The following is a 19,964-nucleotide window of genomic DNA, read 5'->3' on the forward strand; positions in this document are numbered from 1 at the left end:
TTTTTGTCTTTTAATTATTGCAAAGCCCAGAAAATAAATGACCTGGTATTGCTTATATCTTTAGGCATATTGGTTGAATTGTTGGAAGCCTCTGTAGTGGGATACAGTACCCTGGTAGGCAATTTATCCGGGCGGTTGATGATGGATTGCGTAGATGCAAAGGTCTGGTAAGGATCGCTGGAGCCATTTACAATCGCCGGATAGTGTGTTCTGCGGTACTCATTCCAGGCTTCGTGGCCATGGATAAAGTTCAATGCAATATACTTCTGTGTGATGATGGCTTCTATCTGTTGTTCCAGACCTGCCGCCAGTTCAAAATGAACGAGGTAGCTGCCGCTGTTATCATCCATATAGGCAGCGTAATCTGTTTCGGGTACCCAATCAGGATCATAAGTGCCGTCTGGTTTCAGGTACAGGTATTTGAAGGAGGCCAGTACGCCTGCATCGAAAAGGGCCTTTGCATTACCACCGGTGGAGATGCCGCGTACAGCTGCTTCTGCCTGCAGGAAATAGCTCTCAGCAGCCAGCATCAGGGGTTCTCCCCAACTTGCTGCTTTTAATATACCGATGCTGCCACCGCCGGTGGTGCTGCCTCTGTCTGATCCTGCATTGGCGCCGGAGAGCCATGCGCCGCCTGATGGAGCAGAAGGCACGCTGTTGCTTTCAAAGCCCAGCTGGTTAGCAGGTGTGCTCGGAAAGTTATAGTAAATGGCATATCCCCTTGCATCAGACAATTTCTGGCCATTATAAAAGCCCATAATGAAACGGCTGGGTACCCAGGCCCTGTTGCCATTTGAACCATCGTAGCCAAATACCCAGGAGTTCCATGAGGGATTCTGCTTTCCGTTCTCCCTGGCATAACCGGGGTTTACGATCGCATCGGTAGTAAGGAATCCGGCATCGTCGAAGGTAGTGTTAGCGAATGTAACCTTACCGCGTGCACGGATCATCAGGCGGAGCTTCAGGGTATTGGCCAGCTTTTTCCACTGGGTAGTGCTGCCTCTGAACATCGGATCGGTTCCTGAGCCCAGGGCTTTTACATTGCTGGTGCTGCTGGCGTGCTCCCGCTCTTCAGTAGCCTTGATAACGAGGATAGCAGAATCCAGTTGAGCAGCCAGGTCGGCATAGATCACTTCTGCTTTGTCATAGGCTGGAGTAAGTTCAGCTGTTCCTTTCAGCGCTTCCTTATAGGGCACATCATTGTAAGCGTCTACCAGCATCTGGAAGTTCAGCGCCTTTATGATCCTGGCGGCTCCGTTGAAATAGCCGTAATCGGGATCCTGGTTGGTCTTATCTATCACAAACTGGCAATCTGTCAGCACATCATAGCCAATGGTCCACAGGTTGCTGAAGGTGGAGTTACTGAACCCATAAGTAACAGATGTACCAAAGCCGCCATAACCGCCGGCGTTGGCACTGTAACCTACCAGCTGGGAACCGTAGGTATTATAAGCGTTGATATTGCTGGCGGTATAAACAATAGCCTGTGGCAATACTACTTCTGCGGTAGCGGTTGTAGCCTGGTTCGGGTTATTGTTAATGTCCAGGTATTTTTTACAGGAGGTACCAAAAACTACGATCCCTGCTGATATAAAAAGTATGAGCTTCTTCATTTTTGCTGTTTTTTAAGATGCGGTTAAAATGTCAAAGACACAGTAGCGCCATAGAAACGGGAAGGCGGTGTCTGTCCAAGACCGGTAAGGCCTATACCGTTGCTGTCATTACCTGCATCGCTATATTCAGGATCTGTATAATAGTTGGATTTAGCCAGCCATACAAACAGGTTACGGCCCTGCAGGCTAATGCTCGCAGCTTTAATGAACCGTGATTTAGACAGCAGGGATGCCGGCAGATCGTAAGTAATGGATACTTCCCTCAGCTTCCAGAAATCACCGGAGGTTATGTAGTTGGAAGCAATGCCCCTGTTCTCTTCATTGGTCCAGAAGCCGGAGTTACCATTGCCATCCACCACGGTGATGTTGGTATTCTTAATGTAAGTACCTGGCTTGTTAGGATCTTCATATACTGAGTTGGGGAACACGAAACGGTCGCGGTTAAACGCAGCGCTACGATAACCGGTGCCAGACCAGTCCAGTTCGCCACCCATATTATTATACACCATATAACCTCCGCGGTATTCAACCAGGGCGGTAAAGCGGAACTGCTTAAAGCGGATGTTGAGGTCCAGGCTCAGGCGGTTGCGGGGAGTAGCATTACCCAATATTTTGATAGTATCATCCAGCAGCGGGGTGCCTGTAACACGGTCTACCACCACATGCCCTTCCTGATCACGGCGGTAGTCCTTACCCATGATAACAGGGAATACCTGGCCGGCTACGGCATATGAACCGGTAGCATTGGAATAAGTGGCAAGGGATAAGCGGGGCAGATCCGCGCTGATGTTGTTCACTTTATTATCCAGGTAAGTATAGTTACCACCTACTGTTACGTCCAGGTTGGCGGTTCTGACAGGTGTAAAATGCGCAGTTACTTCCAGGCCTTTGCTGGTTGTTTGACCGCTGTTCACGCGGTAAACAGAATAACCGGTGGCATTGGATACAGTAGTGCTTACCGTTTGATTATCTGTTTTTGTATTATACCAGGTTAAAGCAGTAGTAATGCGGTCGTCCAGCAAATTGAGGTCAAAGCCAGCCTCATAGCCTTTCGTCATTTCCGGTTTCAGGCTGGGAGAGATGAGCACGTTGTTCACCGTATAACCAGCTACACCGCTATATGGATAACCGTTTGCCTGGCTGAATGTCTGTTGCAAGTAGTAGGCTCCAAAATCTGTATCGAAGGAGGGGCCCAGGTTCACCTGACCAACTTTTGCCCAACCGGCCCTCAATTTCAGGTAGGATATTGTTTTGTTGTCTTTCAGCGCCATGATAGCGTCGCTGGCAACGAAAGAGAGGTCTACTGAAGGATAGAAGAAAGACCTGTTCTCAGGCGCCAAAGTAGATACCCAGTCGTTACGGCCGGTACCATGCAGGAACAGGTAATTTTTATAGCCGATACGGAAGTCGCCGTAGAAGCCCATTTGGCGGGCCTTGAAATTGGTTTCAGCAGCTGAAGGATTGGAGGTGCTGTTGCTCACGTTGAACAGGCCGGGTATCGTCAGGCCATTAGCGCCTATAACGATGTACTTGGCTTCATCCTGGCGCCATTGACCGCCAGCGATCAGGTTAAAGCTGAAATCTCCGAACTCCTTGCGTGCCTGCGCAAATGCGTCTGTCAGCAATTCTGTGGTATAACTGCTGGCATCACCAACAGATGCGGGAATATCGGATTTAGAACCACTGGTGGTTTCTGCGTAGGTAGTATAATCAAATGCACCTACTGTTCCTTTCAGCGACTGATTACGGGTGGAAATACCCTGGCGTGCGGTAAGGTCGAGCCATGATGTGGGTGAATATCTTAATTCCAGGTTACCTGTCAGGTAATCCTTTCTTTCCTTGGCGCGATAGTTATCCAGCGTAAAATAAGGGTTCTGGTACCAGGGATTATAGAAACCGTTCGGGTTGGCGAATTTATCGGTCTTCCAGTTCTTATACTTGGTGATATCCACGTTCTGCGGCATGTTCAACAGCTGCGTGTACATGTTGGAGGTTTGCGTGGTAATATCATTTCTCTTCTGTGTATAACCGATCGCATAAGTAGCCAGCACTTTTTCGCCAATTTTGCGTGTGCCGTTTGCTCTCAGCGTAGCGCGGTTAAATTTATCTTTAGGCGTAGTGCCTGTGATGGTGGCATATTGGCCGGAGAGATAGAAGGTTGACTTTTCATCACCATTGGTCAGCGAGAAATCTGTCTGGTTGGTAATACCTTTTTCCCAAAAGTTATTATGCTCTTTGTTTGCGCTATACATGGCAGAATCCTGGCTGCCGTCTTCCAGGGGAACGCCCAGGTCTTTTTTGGTACCATCAAAAGCAGGTCCATAAGACTGGTTTTCCAGGTTGGAGAACAGGGGGCGGCCGTTTTCATCATAACCGTATGCGCTACCACCTGCGCCAAATCCGTACTGTAGCTTAGGGAAGAAAGCTACGGATTCAACGGTTGTTGTATTGGAAATTTTGATGGAAGTAGTGCCATTCTTACCCTTTTTTGTGGTAATGATCAGGGCGCCGTTGGAGGCCTGGGAGCCGTATAGTGCAGCGGCGCCGGCGCCGTTCAGCACTGTCAGGTTATCGATATCTTCAGGATTGATATTGCTCAGCACTTCGTTGGGCACGATCACATTGTCCAGCACTACCAGGGCCTGGTTGTTACCGGTAAGCGAGCGCTGACCTCTTAATACGATACGGTAGTTGGGATTTACGCCACCGTTGGTAGCGTTGATCTGTAAGCCGGCCACCTTACCCTGCAGGCCACCTGCAACGTTCACCGCTTTACCTGCGGTGATGGTCTCTGCATTTACTACGGTAGTGGCGGTACCTACTTCGCGGCGTTTAGCCTTGATACCACCTGCCGTTACGATCACCTCTTCCAGTATGGATGTATTTATTCTTAAGGTGATCTTCAGCGGACCAGCAGATTCCACTTTTATTTCCTGTGAATCAAAACCTACAGACCTGATCACCAGGGTGGCGCCAATGGGCGCCTCCAGTGAGAAATGCCCGTCGGCGTCTGTAACGGTACCTTTATTAGTGCCTTTGATCTGCACCACGGTGCCGGGTATGGGAGAGCCGTCGGAGCTCAGCACCACCCCGGTAACGGGAGGCGCAGCCGGGGCCAGGTTTTCTTCCGGCGTAATTTCGTTTGCATTGCCGGGCTTTCTTTTAATGATCACTACTTTGTCTACAATGCTGTAGGTAAGCGGCTGCTGGTGAAAGCAGAGGTTCAGCACTGATTCGATGTTCTGGCTTCTGACATCGAGGTTGACAGATTGTGTTTTCTCCAGATCCTCTTTGGAATACAGGAATGAGTAACCTGTTTGTTTCTGGATCTCCTTGAAGGCTTTCGTAAGCGGGATGTTCTTCAAAGAGAGGGTGACTGATTGCGTGTTGCCGGCGCTGGCAGGCAGGGATGCAGCGATAAGCGAGGCGAATAACAAGCATAGCGTAACAAGCCTGTTCTTACACCGTACGGTGAAAGTCATAGATTAGATTTTGGTTGATGAATAAAATTCTAAATACTTTGGTTTAGATCACCCGGGACAGATACGGGATGCGACCGGTATTTCTCACCGGGTATTAACTTTTGTTGTCCTCTCTACATTAATAGCTGGCTGTTTTTTAGATGAACAATAGTAACGATTTCTCTTTCCATGTTTACACTTGGATAACGGTTTACTTACGGTTTTTGAATAACAAGTTTCTTACTTACGGTTCTGCTACAGTAATTTTTCTCCCATCGATCCTGAAGCGCAGCCTGCCTGTGAGCTCGAGCATGGTCAATAGTTTAGAGACCTGCACGTTCCTGGGTATGGTGCCTATAAAATGATCGGGGATGCGGGCTTCATAGACTATCTGCGCATCGTACCAACGGTTCACCTGCCGCATAATGGATGCTATATCCTCATCATTGAAAGAGAACATACCATCTTTCCAGGCTACGACAGATGCAGTATCTACCTCATTCTTCACACTGAAACTCCCGTTTGGCGATACCTGTAACTGTTCTCCCGGTTTGAGCAGGCAGCTGTTGGCGCCCTTGTTGATCTTCACGGCTCCTTCGAGCAGTGTTGTATTGATGACTGGTTCATTGGTGTAGGCATTAATGTTGAACTTAGTACCCAGCACCACTATCTCCATTCCGTTCACTATTACTTTAAATGGCCTGGCAGCATCTTTAGTCACTTCCAGGTATGCTTCACCGGTGATGGCCACCTTACGTTCTCCGGGCCCGAAGGTCAGCGGATATGTAATAGAAGATGCTGCGTTGAGCCATACGCGGCTGCCATCAGGCAGTATTAATCTGAACTGTCCGCCGCGGGGAGTGGTTAATTTGTTGTAACCTGTTGTCCGCGCGGTGCTGCCGCTGCTATTATAAACCAGTTCGCCGCTGTCCAGCCGGAGAAAATTTCCGCTGGCCAGCTGCTGCCGGCTCTTGTCGTCCATATCGTGCAATGCAAAGGAAGCGCCGTTTGCCAGGGTCAGTATGGCTTTGTTGCTTCCGGGCGGTATATCGTTCCTGAACCTGTCGGCTATGGTCAATTGTTGCGGTTGCGGCCTGTGGGCCAGCAGGAACCAGATACCCGCCGAAGCCACCAGGATAACTATAGCCGCCGCTACCAGCGGGCGGGTAAACAAGCGCTTTACGATGCCCTTTTTCTCTGCTGTAGCAGGCTTCTCCTGCTGCATGATCCTGTTGTACATATCATCCCAGTTAACTTCCGTAAGGTTGTTGCCTGGGGAGATATGATGGAGGTGGTCTTCTGCCAGCTCATGCAAGTCCTGCCTCATTTCAGGTATCCGCACATATTCAAAAAACTCCTGTAATTCCTCTTCAGTACTTGTTCCGTCAATATATTGCTGATATAAGTAGGCTAAGCGTTCGGCAGTACCCCTCATCTTGGTGGTGATTTGGTCTTACATATATATAGACTGTCTGGAAAGATCATAGTACCGGAAAATTCAAAAAAAAATTTCCGGGCACTAAAAAGCCGGCCCATCCTGGAAGAGCAGGTAACTAAATTGCATAAAGAAAGCAATAGCAAGCAGCTCAGAATGACCGGAGAGATACATTCTAACATATTTCAATATGTCAGTCAGATTGTTTTTGACTGTCTGTACAGACATGTTCATACGCTGGGCGATCTCCTGGTGAGTTAATCCATCCCGGCGGCTTAACCAGAAAATGGTCTGCTTCTTTTCGGGCAGCCGGGCCAGCGCCTGATAGATCAGCTGCTGGCTCTCCTGTGCCTGCAGTAATTCCTCCGTGGCGTTGTTGGCGTCTGAGATAGTATCATAGATAGCCTGTATGGCCTTCTTATTCCTGGCAACGCTGCTAAGGTGGTCCAGGGCGCGGTTACGGGCCATGGTATAAATATATTTACGGGGATAGCTTACCTGGGAAAGCTGTGCCCTGTTCTCCCATAATTTCAGGAAGATGTCTTGTACGATTTCCTCTGCGTCTGCAGTTGAGTGAGCTATCTGGCTGGCGAAAATAAAAAGCCGCTCCCTGTATAATTCAAACAGGCGGCGGAAAGCAGGCTCCTCCCCTTCCGATATACGGATAAATAACTCCACTTCATTGTAGGCGTTTTCCTGCATTTCATCCGTGTACAATTGTCCCTCGCTGACCGGATGGACGCGCTCCTTTACTTTGTCCGCTAACATGTTTTCTTTTCGATGGCATACGTAATTCTGCCTGCGGCAGCTCATTCCCTTCTTGTGCGAATTCCCTATGCCAGTTTCAATGAACCGGTCTGCTTCCCTAATAAGTTGTCGAAATAAAATTAAAAGAAAAATTATTTCTATTTATGAAAATTTGGCAAATACCACTTTCGTGTATAAGCTCCTGAAAGAAAAGCGCTTATTTTGGAACAACAGTTATCTGCGTGCGGGTATACGTTCCGGTTGTATTATTTTATTGTTATACCTGGGCCCTCCCGCCGACAGACTGCCAACTACTTGTATTTTTGCGAAACCTACAACTGTTTCTATGAAAACGCAGACTTTCATTGCCGCTGTTCTGTGCCTGGCGGCGATGTTATCACAGTTTGGCTGTGTGAGAGAAGTATATAGTTATGACGCAAGCCCCAGTGCCGCTCCATCCGTCGATGCTACTGTATCTCTGAGCAGCTGGATGGCCACTCTCCCCGACCAGGTAAGCCTATCACAGCTTTCACTACCCGGCTCGCATAATGCCGCGGCAAGGTATGAGCATATCGGCGGCACTGCCAGGTGCCAGGCCCTCACCATCAGCGAGCAGCTGCAGGCAGGCATCCGCTTCCTGGACATACGCTGCCGCCACACTGGTGACAGCTTTGTGATACACCACGGGTATGTATACCAGAACATGGACTTTGACGATGTGATGAAGGCCTGTACAAAATTCCTGGAACAGTATCCCAGCGAATGCGTGATTATGAGCATAAAGGAAGAATATACCCCCGCCCATAATACGCGTTCCTTTGAAAGAACCTTTGATGATTATGCCCGCCGCTATGCCGGTAAATGGTACCTGGGCGCAACCGTTCCCACCCTGCATCAGGCCCGTGGCAAAATTGTGCTGCTCCGCCGGTTTACCGCCCAACAGCTGCCCAAAGGCATTGACGCTTCCGGCGGATGGGGACGTAATACCACCTTTACGATCAACAGCCGTGAGGCCCGCCTCAGGGTGCAGGACCAGTTCGTAGTGCCGGATGATCATGCTAAATGGACCTGCAGCACAGCGCTGTTGACAGAAGCCCGGGACCGTAACCCCGATGCCCTGTATATAAATTTTACCAGCGGCTACCGGCCGGCTTTATTCAGTATCCCCAATATCAAGCACGTGGCCAATACCATGGGCTCCTACCTTAAGGAATATTTTACTTCCCATCCCCGGGGCAGGTTTGGTATTATTGCCATGGATTTTGCAGATGCCAGCAAATCATCCCTGATCATCACTACCAATTATCCTCCGGGAGGCAGGCCGCCGGTGTTAACCTACGCGCTAAACAGGGGAAAATAGAATCAGCCCGTTTATACAGGAGTGTTAACTTAGGCATTGCCTAATATAAACACGTATGAAAAAAAACACCCACCTGCTGGCGATGGTATGTATCACTGCCCTTATTGGCCATACCTCCTATGCACAATCCAAAAAAGAGAACGGAGACCTTACCCATTTTCCCAAAGGAAGCACCCCTGAAGAAGTTGGTAAACGTGTAGCAGATCATTTTATAGCAACGCCGCATACCAATTTTGGGCGCACAACACCTCCCAAATTTATTACCTACCCGGAAACCTGCACCTGGTACGGCGCGCTGACCTTTGCAAAAGTAACGAGGGACAAAGCCATGACCACCAGGCTGGGGGAACGCTTTGCCCCATTGCTGGGCGCTGACTCTGCCATGATACCCAAACCGGACCATGTAGACTATTGCGTGTTCGGATCTGTTCCGCTGGAATTATATATGCAAACCGGGGATCAGCAATATCTGAAGGTAGGCCAGCATATAGCGGATAAGCAATGGGGGCCGCCGGAAGGCCCGCGTGCAAAGCCCGAATCACAGGTATGGTATGATAAAGGGTATACCTGGCAAACCCGTTTGTGGATAGATGATATGTTCATGATCACGGCCGTACAGGCACAAGCCTACCGGGCTACGGGCGACCGTAAATATATAGACCGTGCTGCCAAAGAGATGGTGATGTACCTGGATTCGCTGCAAATGCCCAACGGGCTGTTCTACCATGCACCGGACGTACCATTTTACTGGGGCCGCGGCGATGGCTGGATGGCCGCCGGCATGAGCGAACTACTGCGCTCATTGCCTAAAGACAACCCCAACAGGGCCCGCATTATGAAAGGATACCAGACCATGATGGCCTCTTTGCTGAAATACCAGTCGCAAGATGGTATGTGGCGGCAGCTGATAGACGACCCGGCTTCCTGGCCCGAAACTTCCTGCACCGGCATGTTCACTTTTGCCATGATCACCGGGGTAAAGAATGGCTGGCTGGATGCAAAGACCTATGGCCCTGCCGCACGCAAGGGATGGCTGGCGCTGATCTCCTACCTGAATGAAAACAACGATATACGGGAAGTGTGCGAAGGCACCAATAAAAAGAACGACCGGCAGTATTACCTGGATCGCGGGCGCCTTACAGGCGACCTGCATGGACAGGCGCCGGTACTATGGTGTGCATCTGCACTGCTGCGATAGCAAAGAAAAAGTCCATGGAATATACGCCATGGACTTTTTCTTTATAATGATGATGATCTTCCTGAACTAGTTCAGCATCTGTTTTTGTTTCTCTCCCGTAAATGCCGCTTTCATCTTTTGCAATTGCGGTATAATATATTCTGCAGCTCTTTGGTAATCCTGCTGAAGATCGCCGGAAAGCCTGGAAGCCGGTAATGACTGGTAATAAGCGATCTGCTGTTGACAATCCTTAATGATCTTTTCTGAGATAGTGTTGGCCTTTTCCGGGTTACCGGCCAGATAGTAGGCATATGCCACCTGCATAGCGTTGATATTATGGAAATTGCCGGGAGATGTCATGCCGTAGGGAAAGTTCTCTTCCTTAATGTTCCTGTCCATAGTGTCCAGTACATGCAGCGCACGGGTCTTATCTCCTTTTGCAGCCAGATCAATGGCCAGGCGGGCGTAGCTGTTGCGCAGCTGCTGCAGCATGTTACGGTTAGTCTCATCGAAATACACGCCCTTTACATCAGCGCTGCAGAAGGCAAATTTGTTCATCAGGTTATCGAACATCTTGGCGGTGTTGACTGGCGCGTCATTGCCCACAGGCGCTCCATTATTTGTTTCTTCAGGAGCCAGGGGCACCAGGCGGTAGGTGAGCCCCTCACTGCGCAGGTAATTATCCAATCCTGCAGCGCGGGCGATGCTCGTGTTCGCGAAATACACCGGGCGCTCCCAATTATTGGCAGCCAGGATATCCAGCAGGGCCAGGTCATTCTTGAACAGGGCATTCTTACCGACCTCGAACGCTACCTGTGGAAGCACCCGGGCGCTATCGGCTGCGTTTACGGTACCATTAGCGATCACGCGGGACTTATCTACGGGCAGGAATAAACGCTGTGACGGCAGGAAGTTAATATACTCTCCTGTATTGGTCATGAGCTTTGCACGCTGATCATCACTGCCAACAAACTGCATTACCTCTTTTACGTTATAGAATTTATCCTGCGGGAAGATACCAGCGTCGTGATACATTACGTAGTCATGCTTATCGCCTTTGTACTGTTCTGCGGCCCAGGTCATGGGTATGGGCGCGCTTTTATTCAGTTGTCTTCTTAGCTGATTGATGTACCAATCAGCAGTGAGCAGACTCATATGGACAATACGAACATCCGTGCGGATACCTTCCACTTCCTGGGCATACCATAAGGGATAGGTCTCATTATCGCCTATTGTAAAAAGAATGGCATTGGGCGCGCAGGACTCCAGATAATCGCGGGCAATATCCCTGGCCAGCACTTTATGCGAACGGTCATGATCATCCCATTCCTGAAAGGCCATCAGCGCCGGCACTGCCAGCAGGCATCCCAGGATGGCGGCAGGAGCTGAGAATGCCCAGCGCGTACGCTGTTGAAGATAACGATGCAAGGCCAGCACTCCCAGGCCAATCCAGATGGCGAACGCATAGAAGGAACCTACATAAGCGTAATCACGTTCTCTTGGCTGAGCGCCCGACTGGTTGATATATAATACGATGGCAAGACCGGTGAAGAGGAACAGTAGTCCTACCACCAGTGTATCCCCACGTCTTTGTTTAAAATGGAAAAAGAGCCCTATAATGCCCAGGATCAGGGGCAGGAAGAAGAGGGTATTATGGCCTTTGTTTTCTTTCAGACTATCGGGCATTTTGCTCTGGTCACCGTATAGCAGGTTATCTACGAAGGATACCCCCGAGATCCAGTTACTGTCGCGCACATTACCGAAACCCTGTATATCGTTCTGCTTGCCGACAAAATTCCACATGAAATAGCGCAGGTACATGAAGTTTACCTGGTAGCCCAGGAAGAAATTCATATTGTCTTTGAAGGTGGGTTGTTCTCCCTCAGCCAAACCCAGCCATTGCCTATACGCATCTACATGGCCTGTTTCATTACTGTTATCCCATATGCGGGGGAACAGCATCATGTCCTTGCTGTCAAATACTGCTTTATAACGCTTGCCTGCTTCTTCGTACTGCGTAGCGCCTTTGGTATAAACCGTACCTGTTTCTTTGTACTCCACCGGTTTGGCGGTGAACACCTGGCCGTACAGCAGTGGGAAATCGCCATACTGTTCCCGGCTCAGGTAACGTTGCAGGGTTGCCGCGTTATCTACGTTATACATATCAATGCCGGGATTGGCATTTGAACGGATAATAGTCGTGATATAAGTTGCATAGCCGATGAAAAGGAAGGTGGTACACAGCAATGCCAGCTTTACAAAATAACGGCGTTTACGGTATGCCCAGCGAATGCCGAAGGTGAGCAGACCTATCACTAATGCCACAAAGAACAGGGAACCCGAATTGAAGGGTAATCCCAGGCTGTTCACAAACCATATATCCAGCTTGCCGGCAGCCATGGCGGGATATTGGATGAAGCCTACCTGGATGATACCGGTAAGCGCACAGGCCAGCGTCAGCGCTATCAATGCACCTCTTACCGTTGGCTTGTAACGGCGGAAATAATACACCATTACGATAGCTGGGATGGTCAGGAGATTCAACAGGTGAATACCGATAGAAAGACCAATGATATAAGCGATGAAGATCAGCCAGCGGTCTGCATATGGCTGATCTGCTTCCCCTTCCCATTTCAGGATAGCCCAGAAAGCCATTGCCGTAAAGAGGGATGACATGGCGTACACTTCGCCTTCTACTGCAGAGAACCAGAAGGAATCGGAAAAAGTATAGGCTAATGCGCCTACTACGCCGGCGCCCATGATGAGCACCAGCTGTTCACGGGACATCACTGTTCCCGCCTTCACCAGCAGCTTGCGGGCAAAGTAAGTGATGGTCCAGAAGAGAAAAAGGATGGTAAAGCCGCTGGCCAGTGCACTCATCACATTTATTCCCAGGGCAGCCTTGTCGGGCGGCAGCCACATGGTGAACAGGCGGCCCAGGAGCACAAACAGCGGCGCACCTGGGGGATGAGGGATCTGTAGCCTGTACGAGGCGGCTGTAAATTCGCCGCAATCCCATAAGCTACCGGTAGCTTCCATGGTAGAGATGTAAACGGTACACGCTATCAAACACACGATCCAACCGGTAATGTTGTTGGTCTTGTTGAAGTTCATTTTAAATGGTTTTCGTTTGAGCGAAGGGTTGGTGAGTGCTATTAAAATAAGACATGTATCCTTAAAAGTATGTTAAAGTTAAGGGCCGCTAAATGGCGGCCCTTGTTCTTAAAAAATGGCTGGTTCCTGTTTATTCTACGCGTAACATCTTAACTGACCTGTTAACATGGCCGGCATCTAAGCGGAGTATGTAGATACCCGGCGGTAAATACCCTGGCTGCCAGTTAAGATTATGTTTACCGGCAGGCATTACGGCATCCAGGAGGGTACTTACTGTCCTCCCGTTGCCGTCAAAAACAGCCAGCCGCACTTTGTGTGGTATGGGCATTTCAAAAGTGATAGCGGTGGTGGTACTAAAGGGGTTAGGATAGTTCTGGTATAGTTTTATTCCTTCCAGTCTGGCTGCCAGCATTTCTGCCTCTGTAGGTATAAATCCTTTATCGGTTTCCATTACCGGAGATTGTACTATTGGCGTCTGTTCCAGTGCCCTTAGCGCTGCAATAATCTTACGGGCGGCTGTGATCAGCTGTTCTCCTTTTACTGCTGGCAAACGGCCGAAAAAGCTGAAATTAACGAAGAACCTTACTACGCCTGTGAACAGCTGCGTTGCGCCGATTGCGGCCCCAATATTGCCATCATTATAGAAGCCTTGCGCAGCGCCGAGTATTGCGTTCAACAGATCAGCCTGGGGACGGGTAAGATCGCCGGTGCTTACAAGCGCATTAACCTGCGCACGCAGTTGTGCAAACTGTGCAGCAATGGTATTGGCTTCCTGTACGGTAATCGTTACGCTGCTCTGGTCATCTTCAGTCGAAACGCCATTGCCGGGGGATGAATCAGGATCTGCGACGCCGCTGGCGGTTACTTCTGCGGTGTTGATAAAAGTGCCAGCACTTGTGACAGTGCCTGTAATGGTCAGCACTGCCTGGCTACCGCTGTTCAGATTGGCTAATTGCCATTTACCGGTGGCATTGTTATAAGTACCTAACGTTGCCGTTGCCTGGCCAAAAGTGATGCCAGCCGACAGGAGATCGGTTACTTCAATACCCGTGGCAGCGGAAGGGCCATTATTTACCAGGCGGATAGTGAATGTTACTGTATTGCCTACGGAAAGCTGCACCCTGTCTGCCTGTTTTACCAGTTCAAGATCTGCGGACTGCAGTACTCCGCCAGACAAGCATTTACTGAACTCACTGGTATTATTGTCAGGGTCAGTAGCGGTGGCGGTTACCACTGCACCTGCAGGCAGGCTTACTCCTGTGAGCGGTGCACTAAAAGCTACATTGCCATTGCCGTCTGTAGTTACCTGTTGCGTGCCCAGGAATGTTTCACCCTGACCAAAGCCGGTAGGACTACAGCTTGAATTTGAAAAGAATTCGAGTTTGAAAGTAGTGTTAGGCCTGCTGTTGAGCGTACCCTGTATGGTGGTATTCCCACCTGAGGAATTCATGGCTGTTAATACAGGATAGTTCTGCAGATTATTAGGACCGGTGTCCGGATCGCCTGCATCGTTAGGCGTGACACCATCATTTCCCAGGTCTATTCCCAGGCCCTGGTTATTGAAAATGCGGTTAGCGCTCAGCACAATACCTGTGCCGGAGGTTTCCAGCAGCACACCTGCGCCGTTACCATTGATGGTATTATGGCCAATGGTGGCGGTGGCCTGATCTTTCAGGAGAATAGCGCCTCCATTATCGGAAATGGTATTGCTGTCTATCCTTGCTGTAGAGCTGCCGTCGAGCACGATGGCAGTACCGGTGTTACCGGTAATTGAGCTGTGTGTAAAGCTGTTGCCACCCAGTTTTACATCGAAGAGATAGAATACGGCGTCTCTGTCTTTATTGCCATGTGCATCCAGGTTTTCCAGGGAGAATTTGAAGAGATCGATACTGCTCTTCTCACCCTGTAGTCGCAATGCCGCCCCCAGATTCAGGGAAAGATCAGACTTATCGCCCAGAAAAATGTCTGCCTTTGCTCCGCCGAATGCAGCTAAGGCGAGGCTCATCCCATCTTTACCATTCTCGCTGCCGGAGATCTTTAAGATCCTGTACTGAAGATCCGCCTGGGATTGCAGCTGTATTTTACCTGAAGCGCCTTCAGCGCCGTTCTTGAGATACACATCCCCATTGATGGTAATAGTAGCCCGCACGCCGGGCGCAAAATCATACAGGTATTTAAACCCGATACCAGCATTCGCCTCCCAACGGTTGGTCCTGATGTCTTTCTTGCCGGCAGCTTTAAAGATGATATTGGCGCCGGTTTGTCCATTCTTCGCCGTGTCTCCGACGATCAGCCAGTTGATGGTGCTGTTAAGGGATTCCTCGATATGAAGCCCCAGGTCGTTTCCGATATTCAGGTTATTCAGGTAGTTTACATCAATGGTACGTCCGGGCCCAAAGGTCAGCTTGGCGCCCACCTTTATTTTGCCTTTCATATCATTGTCCTTGATATTGTAAGCGCCGTTGGCATTGAGGTAAATATCCAGCCCTACTGAATCAATATTCGTAAGGATGTTTCCCTGCACCAGCAGTTGCTCTCCCGCCCGGGTGGTAATACCGGCTCTGAATTTAGCGCCCGTGCCATCCTTACCAATGAAGTTGCCTATGATCTCTACACCTTTCGCCAGACTTCCTTCAACTCTTACTCCCTGCTCAACACCTACAATATTATTGCCTTGCCCGGGTTCGGTACCGCCAATCCTGTTTTGTGGGGCGCTTTCATCAAACACGCCTCCTTTCAGGTTGGGCAGTACTACAGTTCTGGAAAAGTCCTGGCCGATCATATTCCCTTCCAGGATGTTACCGAAAGCGCTGTTGGGCTGGCCTGTCTCTGCCGGATCCCGGCCCAGGATGTGAACGCCCCATCCTTTGTTGGCAGATATAATATTGCCTGATACGCCCTTCCCACCGATCCTGGTATTGGGAGTATTTTCTATGAAAATGCCATCACCGCCGTTACCCCTGTCGAGGGTACCTGTTTCATCAGTTCCGATACGGTTTGATTGCAGCAGGTGTCCTCCGTCACCCGGTGGAGGAGTGCCTGCTATAAAAATACCGTGAGAACTAAAATGGGTGATGCCTAAAAAGCTTACTTCGCTTTTACCACCCAGTAAGCGCAGGCCGATGGCATTGCTGCCTGCCATACTGCCGTCTATTTCAACACGGCGGGTATCGCCGCTCTGGGTAACGCTCAGGGCCAGTATGGTTACAGAACCTAAAACGGGCGGTAAAGGTCCCAGGCCGGTGCTGCCTACCTTGATGATGATAGCATCTGTTCCCGCCGGGGCGTCTGTTATTTCAAAATAGATGTAGTTATGGTCCAGGTTGCGGTTGCCATTATGGTTCTGAATGGCAGCGCGGAAGGTACATTGTTCTCCTGGTGTGTTGGGGTCTACATCACACATGCCGTCATCGCCGATCTCTCCTGCATCGGGATCGGCGGCGTCGCCCATTGTGTTTACGGTGAATGTTTTACCGGTTTGGGCCCTGATCTTAAGGGGCACAAAGAGAAAAGCCAGTAAGAGAAGCATAATAGTAATGGGCCCTGATACTTGTAGAGTGCTTTTCATAAGAGTTGTTTTTTGGGGCGTAAAAGGGTAATACAAGCTTGCTACAATGTGTTCACTGCATTATATCCTCAGTTCGCAATAAGTAGGAATGCCTCAGCGGCAATAAGTGTATATCGGAGAATAGTTGGCTGGTTAAAAGAAAGAAGTGGAAACACTCTCGAAAGCAGGATTCACAATGTTGTTGAAAAGGCCAGGATTATCTATCTAAGCACATAGCTCGATTAGGAAGGGAAATTACAAAATTTGCTGCGCACCACCAAATGATTTTATGCAATCCGTTGCTTATAGGCCGCTACTGCAGCGGTTATGAGGACATTCAGAGCGGAACTGGTGATGAGGTCTGGTGTTTTGATCTCAACATAGCGGTGCACTTTTCCAGTGCCCGTAAGGAGGTGTTCAGGATCAGGCAGTTTACTGCCCCTGTAAAATCCGAGTTTGATACCTTTTTTTGATGGAATGATGGTGCAGATCAGGTCCTGATAACCGAAGCCATAGCTATAGCCGATGATGTTGGCAGAAGCATCAGGCATTTCGATGATATTAGGCAGCACAGATACCAGGTGATCACGCAGCTGCATGCCCAGGCTGAATACTGTTGGTTGATATTTGAGAAGGATATCGTGAATAGTTATTGCCATAGTTGAAATTCTAAGGGCACTTAACATTATACATTCTTACAAAACAATTTAATAACGGGTTAACTTAATTGAGATTAAACTCCCTTTCAATTGACTCCATTGCTGCTTTGTAAGCTATTTCTTCTCTATCCATATGCAAACTGTATTTGTCTACAAATGTAAATGAACTTTCAATACGTTCAGCAAACCTACTCATTTATGTAGTGATAAATCACCCTGCTTTTTTCATTTCATTATCTACACCATTTGCCTGAATCGCTTTACTGTTACGTGTTAGCACTCTATCCCTCCACTTCAGAAAAGGTTTCTCAATGATGTAGTGCATCACCAATCCAGCAAGTATTGTTGACACCATACATATCAACATCATCCAATTATTATCAAGTTGAAATCCCCATTTATTGATCCAAAGCTGCGTTACATGCACCACTCCTTTATGGCTTAAATAAATGGAATAAGATAAGGTGGCAATAACGCCAGTGATCCTTGTGCTTGCCCGGTATAAAAAACAACGAGGGCTTAATGCAGCTATTACCATCGCGCCAAATGCAATGGCAATTAAAGGATAGCCAAATACAGAAGCAGCGAATGTAGAAGAATCTTCATACAAAAAGTAAGCACCGGTAAGGAGCACCAGACTCAATAACAGGAATTTATTCCCGTGCCTTGTAATACGCTCCTTTAACTGCGGTTTGAACTGAAATACACCTGCTATACAAATACCTGCCAATAGGCCATCTAAGCGCGTGTAAGTAGGATAGTAGATCCATTTATACCAGATATACCAGAAGCCTTCCGCTCCTCTCACGGGCGCAATGAAATGTAGCCACGAATATATCCGGAGCACAAAGCCGCCTGTAAAAAGCGCCAAGACCAGGTAAAAGGCCAACTTGGGTTTTGAGGACCTGACAAAGAACAAAACAACGAAAGGCAACAGCAAATAGAACTGCTCTTCAATGCAAAGCGACCAGGCATGAGAAAAGGCGCGTTCTTTTGAGAGATCCAGGCCGAAGTTCTGTGTAAAGGTGAGGTATTTCCAAAGCGGCGCCAGACCTTCTGTTTCCCTGAACGACGGAACGGTGAAGTATAGCGTTAATATAAAGAGATAGGCTGGGATAATGCGAAAGAAACGTTTGATATAAAACGCTTTTATCTGTAGAGGCTTCTCTTGTCTGACATCACTGAACAGTTGTCCGGCAATCAGAAAACCGCTCAATACAAAGAACAGGTCTACGCCAATCCATCCAAATTTCCCTATGTCATTCAACCACTCTGGATGATTAAACATACGATAGTGGCATAAAAAAACAAATGTAATGGCAAGGGCCCGTAAATGATCCAGACCAGCATATTTTTTACCGGATGCTTTAACTTGCATGTTTCCGCTTAAATGCATGATAATTGGGTTACTATTTATTTTTTCTTCGTCCTTCTAATATCCGGTAAAAAGACCGGCTCCTGATCTCTTCCAGTGTGAGGCCGGTAGCCAGCGCATCCTCTTCCGAAATCGCACCACAGTTCATGGCTTTCAGGAAGAAGTTAAGCAACCCCTGACCAGTGGCTGCGTCATCAAATATATCCCTGGTAAGCGTGGAGATGGCGGCACGTTCTACAAATGTTTTGAGACGGAACACCGCATCTTCATAACTGCTTAAAAAGAAATTGTAAGTAGCGGCGTAGCGCATGGGCAACTGGGCAGGATTAAGGTCCCAGCCCTGGTAGAAGCCGTTGATAAGTGAATGCATGGTATGATTATACCCCACCCGCCATGCCTTGTGCACAGCCGCACGGTTCTCTGCCTGCTGCTCAAATGTGAGATCATCGCCACGGTGCGGGCCTATGGGCATTACATTGGTAGCGCCGTCTGACAGGAAAATACCTGTGCCACCTAAGGCCACTTTCGTCATATGATGTGCAAAATCACAAACCGGGTGCGCCATGGTCTGGTATTTAGCCGTGATACCACAGGATGCGGTATAGTCATAAGTACCAAAATGGGCGGCAATACAACGGCCTTCTCCTGCTTTAATGATCCGCATCAAAGGGTTACGGCCTTCATCATCCATAATGATCTGGGTGGCCTCCACCATGGTTTCCATTTGCAGTGCTCCGGGCTGCAGACCATGCGCCTGTTCTATCAGCTCAAACAGCCGTACCAAAGTAGTTACCTGCTCGGGGATCGTTACCTTGGGCAGCATGACCACAAAATTAGCCGGCAATACACCATTGGTGGCTTGCAGTAAAGTGCTAAGAAAAAGGTCGAGCGTGCGTACCCCCCGGTGCTTCAGGTCTTCCGTAAAAGGCTTGATACGGATACCGATAAATGGCGATACTGTTTGCTGCTGCATGCCTTTTGCCAGCTCCTGCGCCGCTGCAATAGCAGTGGCATCCTCTTCATCATTGGGGCGGTTGCCGAAGCCGTCTTCGAAATCGATCCTGAAATCCTCTACGGGCTCTGTCTGCAGCTTCTTTATCATCTTATTGTACACCGTATAGGCCAGCCAGGCAGGTTCTTGTCTGCGCGTGGTTTCCGCTAAATTGTCCAGTTTATGGGTAAGCGTTATAATATCGCTTTGCAGGAAGGGCAAGTGCTCATAACCGGGCAATTCCAGCACCCTGGCCAGCACGGTAAAATCAGGGGAGTACGTTTGCAGGCTTTTCAGCGCCACCTCTCCCATCTTTACACAGGTATCTGCCTTAAACAGGTTGGCGCCTCCATATACCGTATGCACGGGCTGCCGGTCTGTTCTATCACCGGGATAGACCTGCTGAAACTTCCGGTTGGCCGCTCCTAAGATATCCAGCAGCCGGGCCTGTTCATTTTCTTTGATGGATAGTTGCATGATGTGCA

11 protein-coding genes are annotated in these 19,964 nt (G+C 49.0%); 2 read left to right on the top strand and 9 right to left on the bottom strand.

The window, feature by feature from the left end:
• Positions 1–14 precede the first annotated feature (14 nt).
• The 4 genes from ACR9Y8_RS13010 to ACR9Y8_RS13025 all read right to left on the bottom strand — a co-directional run bounded on the left by ACR9Y8_RS13010 (position 15) and on the right by ACR9Y8_RS13025 (position 7,277).
• Complete coding sequence (locus tag ACR9Y8_RS13010) at positions 15–1,613, bottom strand: SusD/RagB family nutrient-binding outer membrane lipoprotein (protein WP_481213681.1); 1,599 nt, start codon at positions 1,611–1,613, stop codon at positions 15–17.
• Between the two features lie 23 nt (positions 1,614–1,636).
• Positions 1,637–5,095, bottom strand: a complete 3,459-nt coding sequence (locus ACR9Y8_RS13015; protein ID WP_481213682.1) for a SusC/RagA family TonB-linked outer membrane protein — start codon at positions 5,093–5,095, stop codon at positions 1,637–1,639.
• Between the two features lie 223 nt (positions 5,096–5,318).
• Positions 5,319–6,509, bottom strand: coding sequence for a FecR family protein (locus ACR9Y8_RS13020; protein ID WP_481213683.1), 1,191 nt, complete (start codon positions 6,507–6,509; stop codon positions 5,319–5,321).
• 84 nt (positions 6,510–6,593) lie between these two features.
• Entirely contained in the window at positions 6,594–7,277 is a 684-nt protein-coding gene (locus ACR9Y8_RS13025; RefSeq protein WP_481213684.1) for an RNA polymerase sigma factor, read from the bottom strand.
• 325 nt (positions 7,278–7,602) lie between these two features.
• Between ACR9Y8_RS13025 and ACR9Y8_RS13030 the strand changes: the two genes are divergently transcribed.
• Complete coding sequence (locus ACR9Y8_RS13030; protein ID WP_481213685.1) at positions 7,603–8,616, top strand: phosphatidylinositol-specific phospholipase C; 1,014 nt, start codon at positions 7,603–7,605, stop codon at positions 8,614–8,616.
• A 55-nt stretch (positions 8,617–8,671) separates the two neighbouring features.
• Positions 8,672–9,814 (top strand): glycoside hydrolase family 88/105 protein, encoded by a 1,143-nt coding sequence (locus tag ACR9Y8_RS13035; RefSeq protein WP_481213686.1) that lies wholly within the window; start codon positions 8,672–8,674, stop codon positions 9,812–9,814.
• Positions 9,815–9,880: 66 nt separating this feature from the next.
• Here the strand turns inward: ACR9Y8_RS13035 and ACR9Y8_RS13040 are convergent, their stop codons facing one another.
• The 5 genes from ACR9Y8_RS13040 to ACR9Y8_RS13060 all read right to left on the bottom strand — a co-directional run bounded on the left by ACR9Y8_RS13040 (position 9,881) and on the right by ACR9Y8_RS13060 (position 19,956).
• Complete coding sequence (locus tag ACR9Y8_RS13040; protein WP_481213687.1) at positions 9,881–12,907, bottom strand: glycosyltransferase family 117 protein; 3,027 nt, start codon at positions 12,905–12,907, stop codon at positions 9,881–9,883.
• Positions 12,908–13,037: 130 nt separating this feature from the next.
• Positions 13,038–16,475: a right-handed parallel beta-helix repeat-containing protein gene (locus ACR9Y8_RS13045; RefSeq protein WP_481213688.1), complete on the bottom strand. Its 3,438-nt coding sequence runs from the start codon at positions 16,473–16,475 to the stop codon at positions 13,038–13,040.
• Between the two features lie 266 nt (positions 16,476–16,741).
• The gene (locus ACR9Y8_RS13050) at positions 16,742–17,113 is read right to left on the bottom strand and encodes a DUF1801 domain-containing protein (RefSeq protein ID WP_481213689.1); all 372 of its coding nucleotides are present in this window, start codon (positions 17,111–17,113) and stop codon (positions 16,742–16,744) included.
• A gap of 211 nt (positions 17,114–17,324) precedes the next feature.
• Positions 17,325–18,509 (bottom strand): acyltransferase family protein, encoded by a 1,185-nt coding sequence (locus ACR9Y8_RS13055; protein ID WP_481213690.1) that lies wholly within the window; start codon positions 18,507–18,509, stop codon positions 17,325–17,327.
• Positions 18,510–18,522: 13 nt separating this feature from the next.
• A complete protein-coding gene (locus ACR9Y8_RS13060; protein WP_481213691.1) occupies positions 18,523–19,956 on the bottom strand; it encodes a DUF6986 family protein in 1,434 nt (477 codons plus the stop codon).
• Positions 19,957–19,964 lie beyond the last annotated feature (8 nt).

It is taken from the genome of Chitinophaga sp. SVR4-12A (assembly GCF_056754765.1).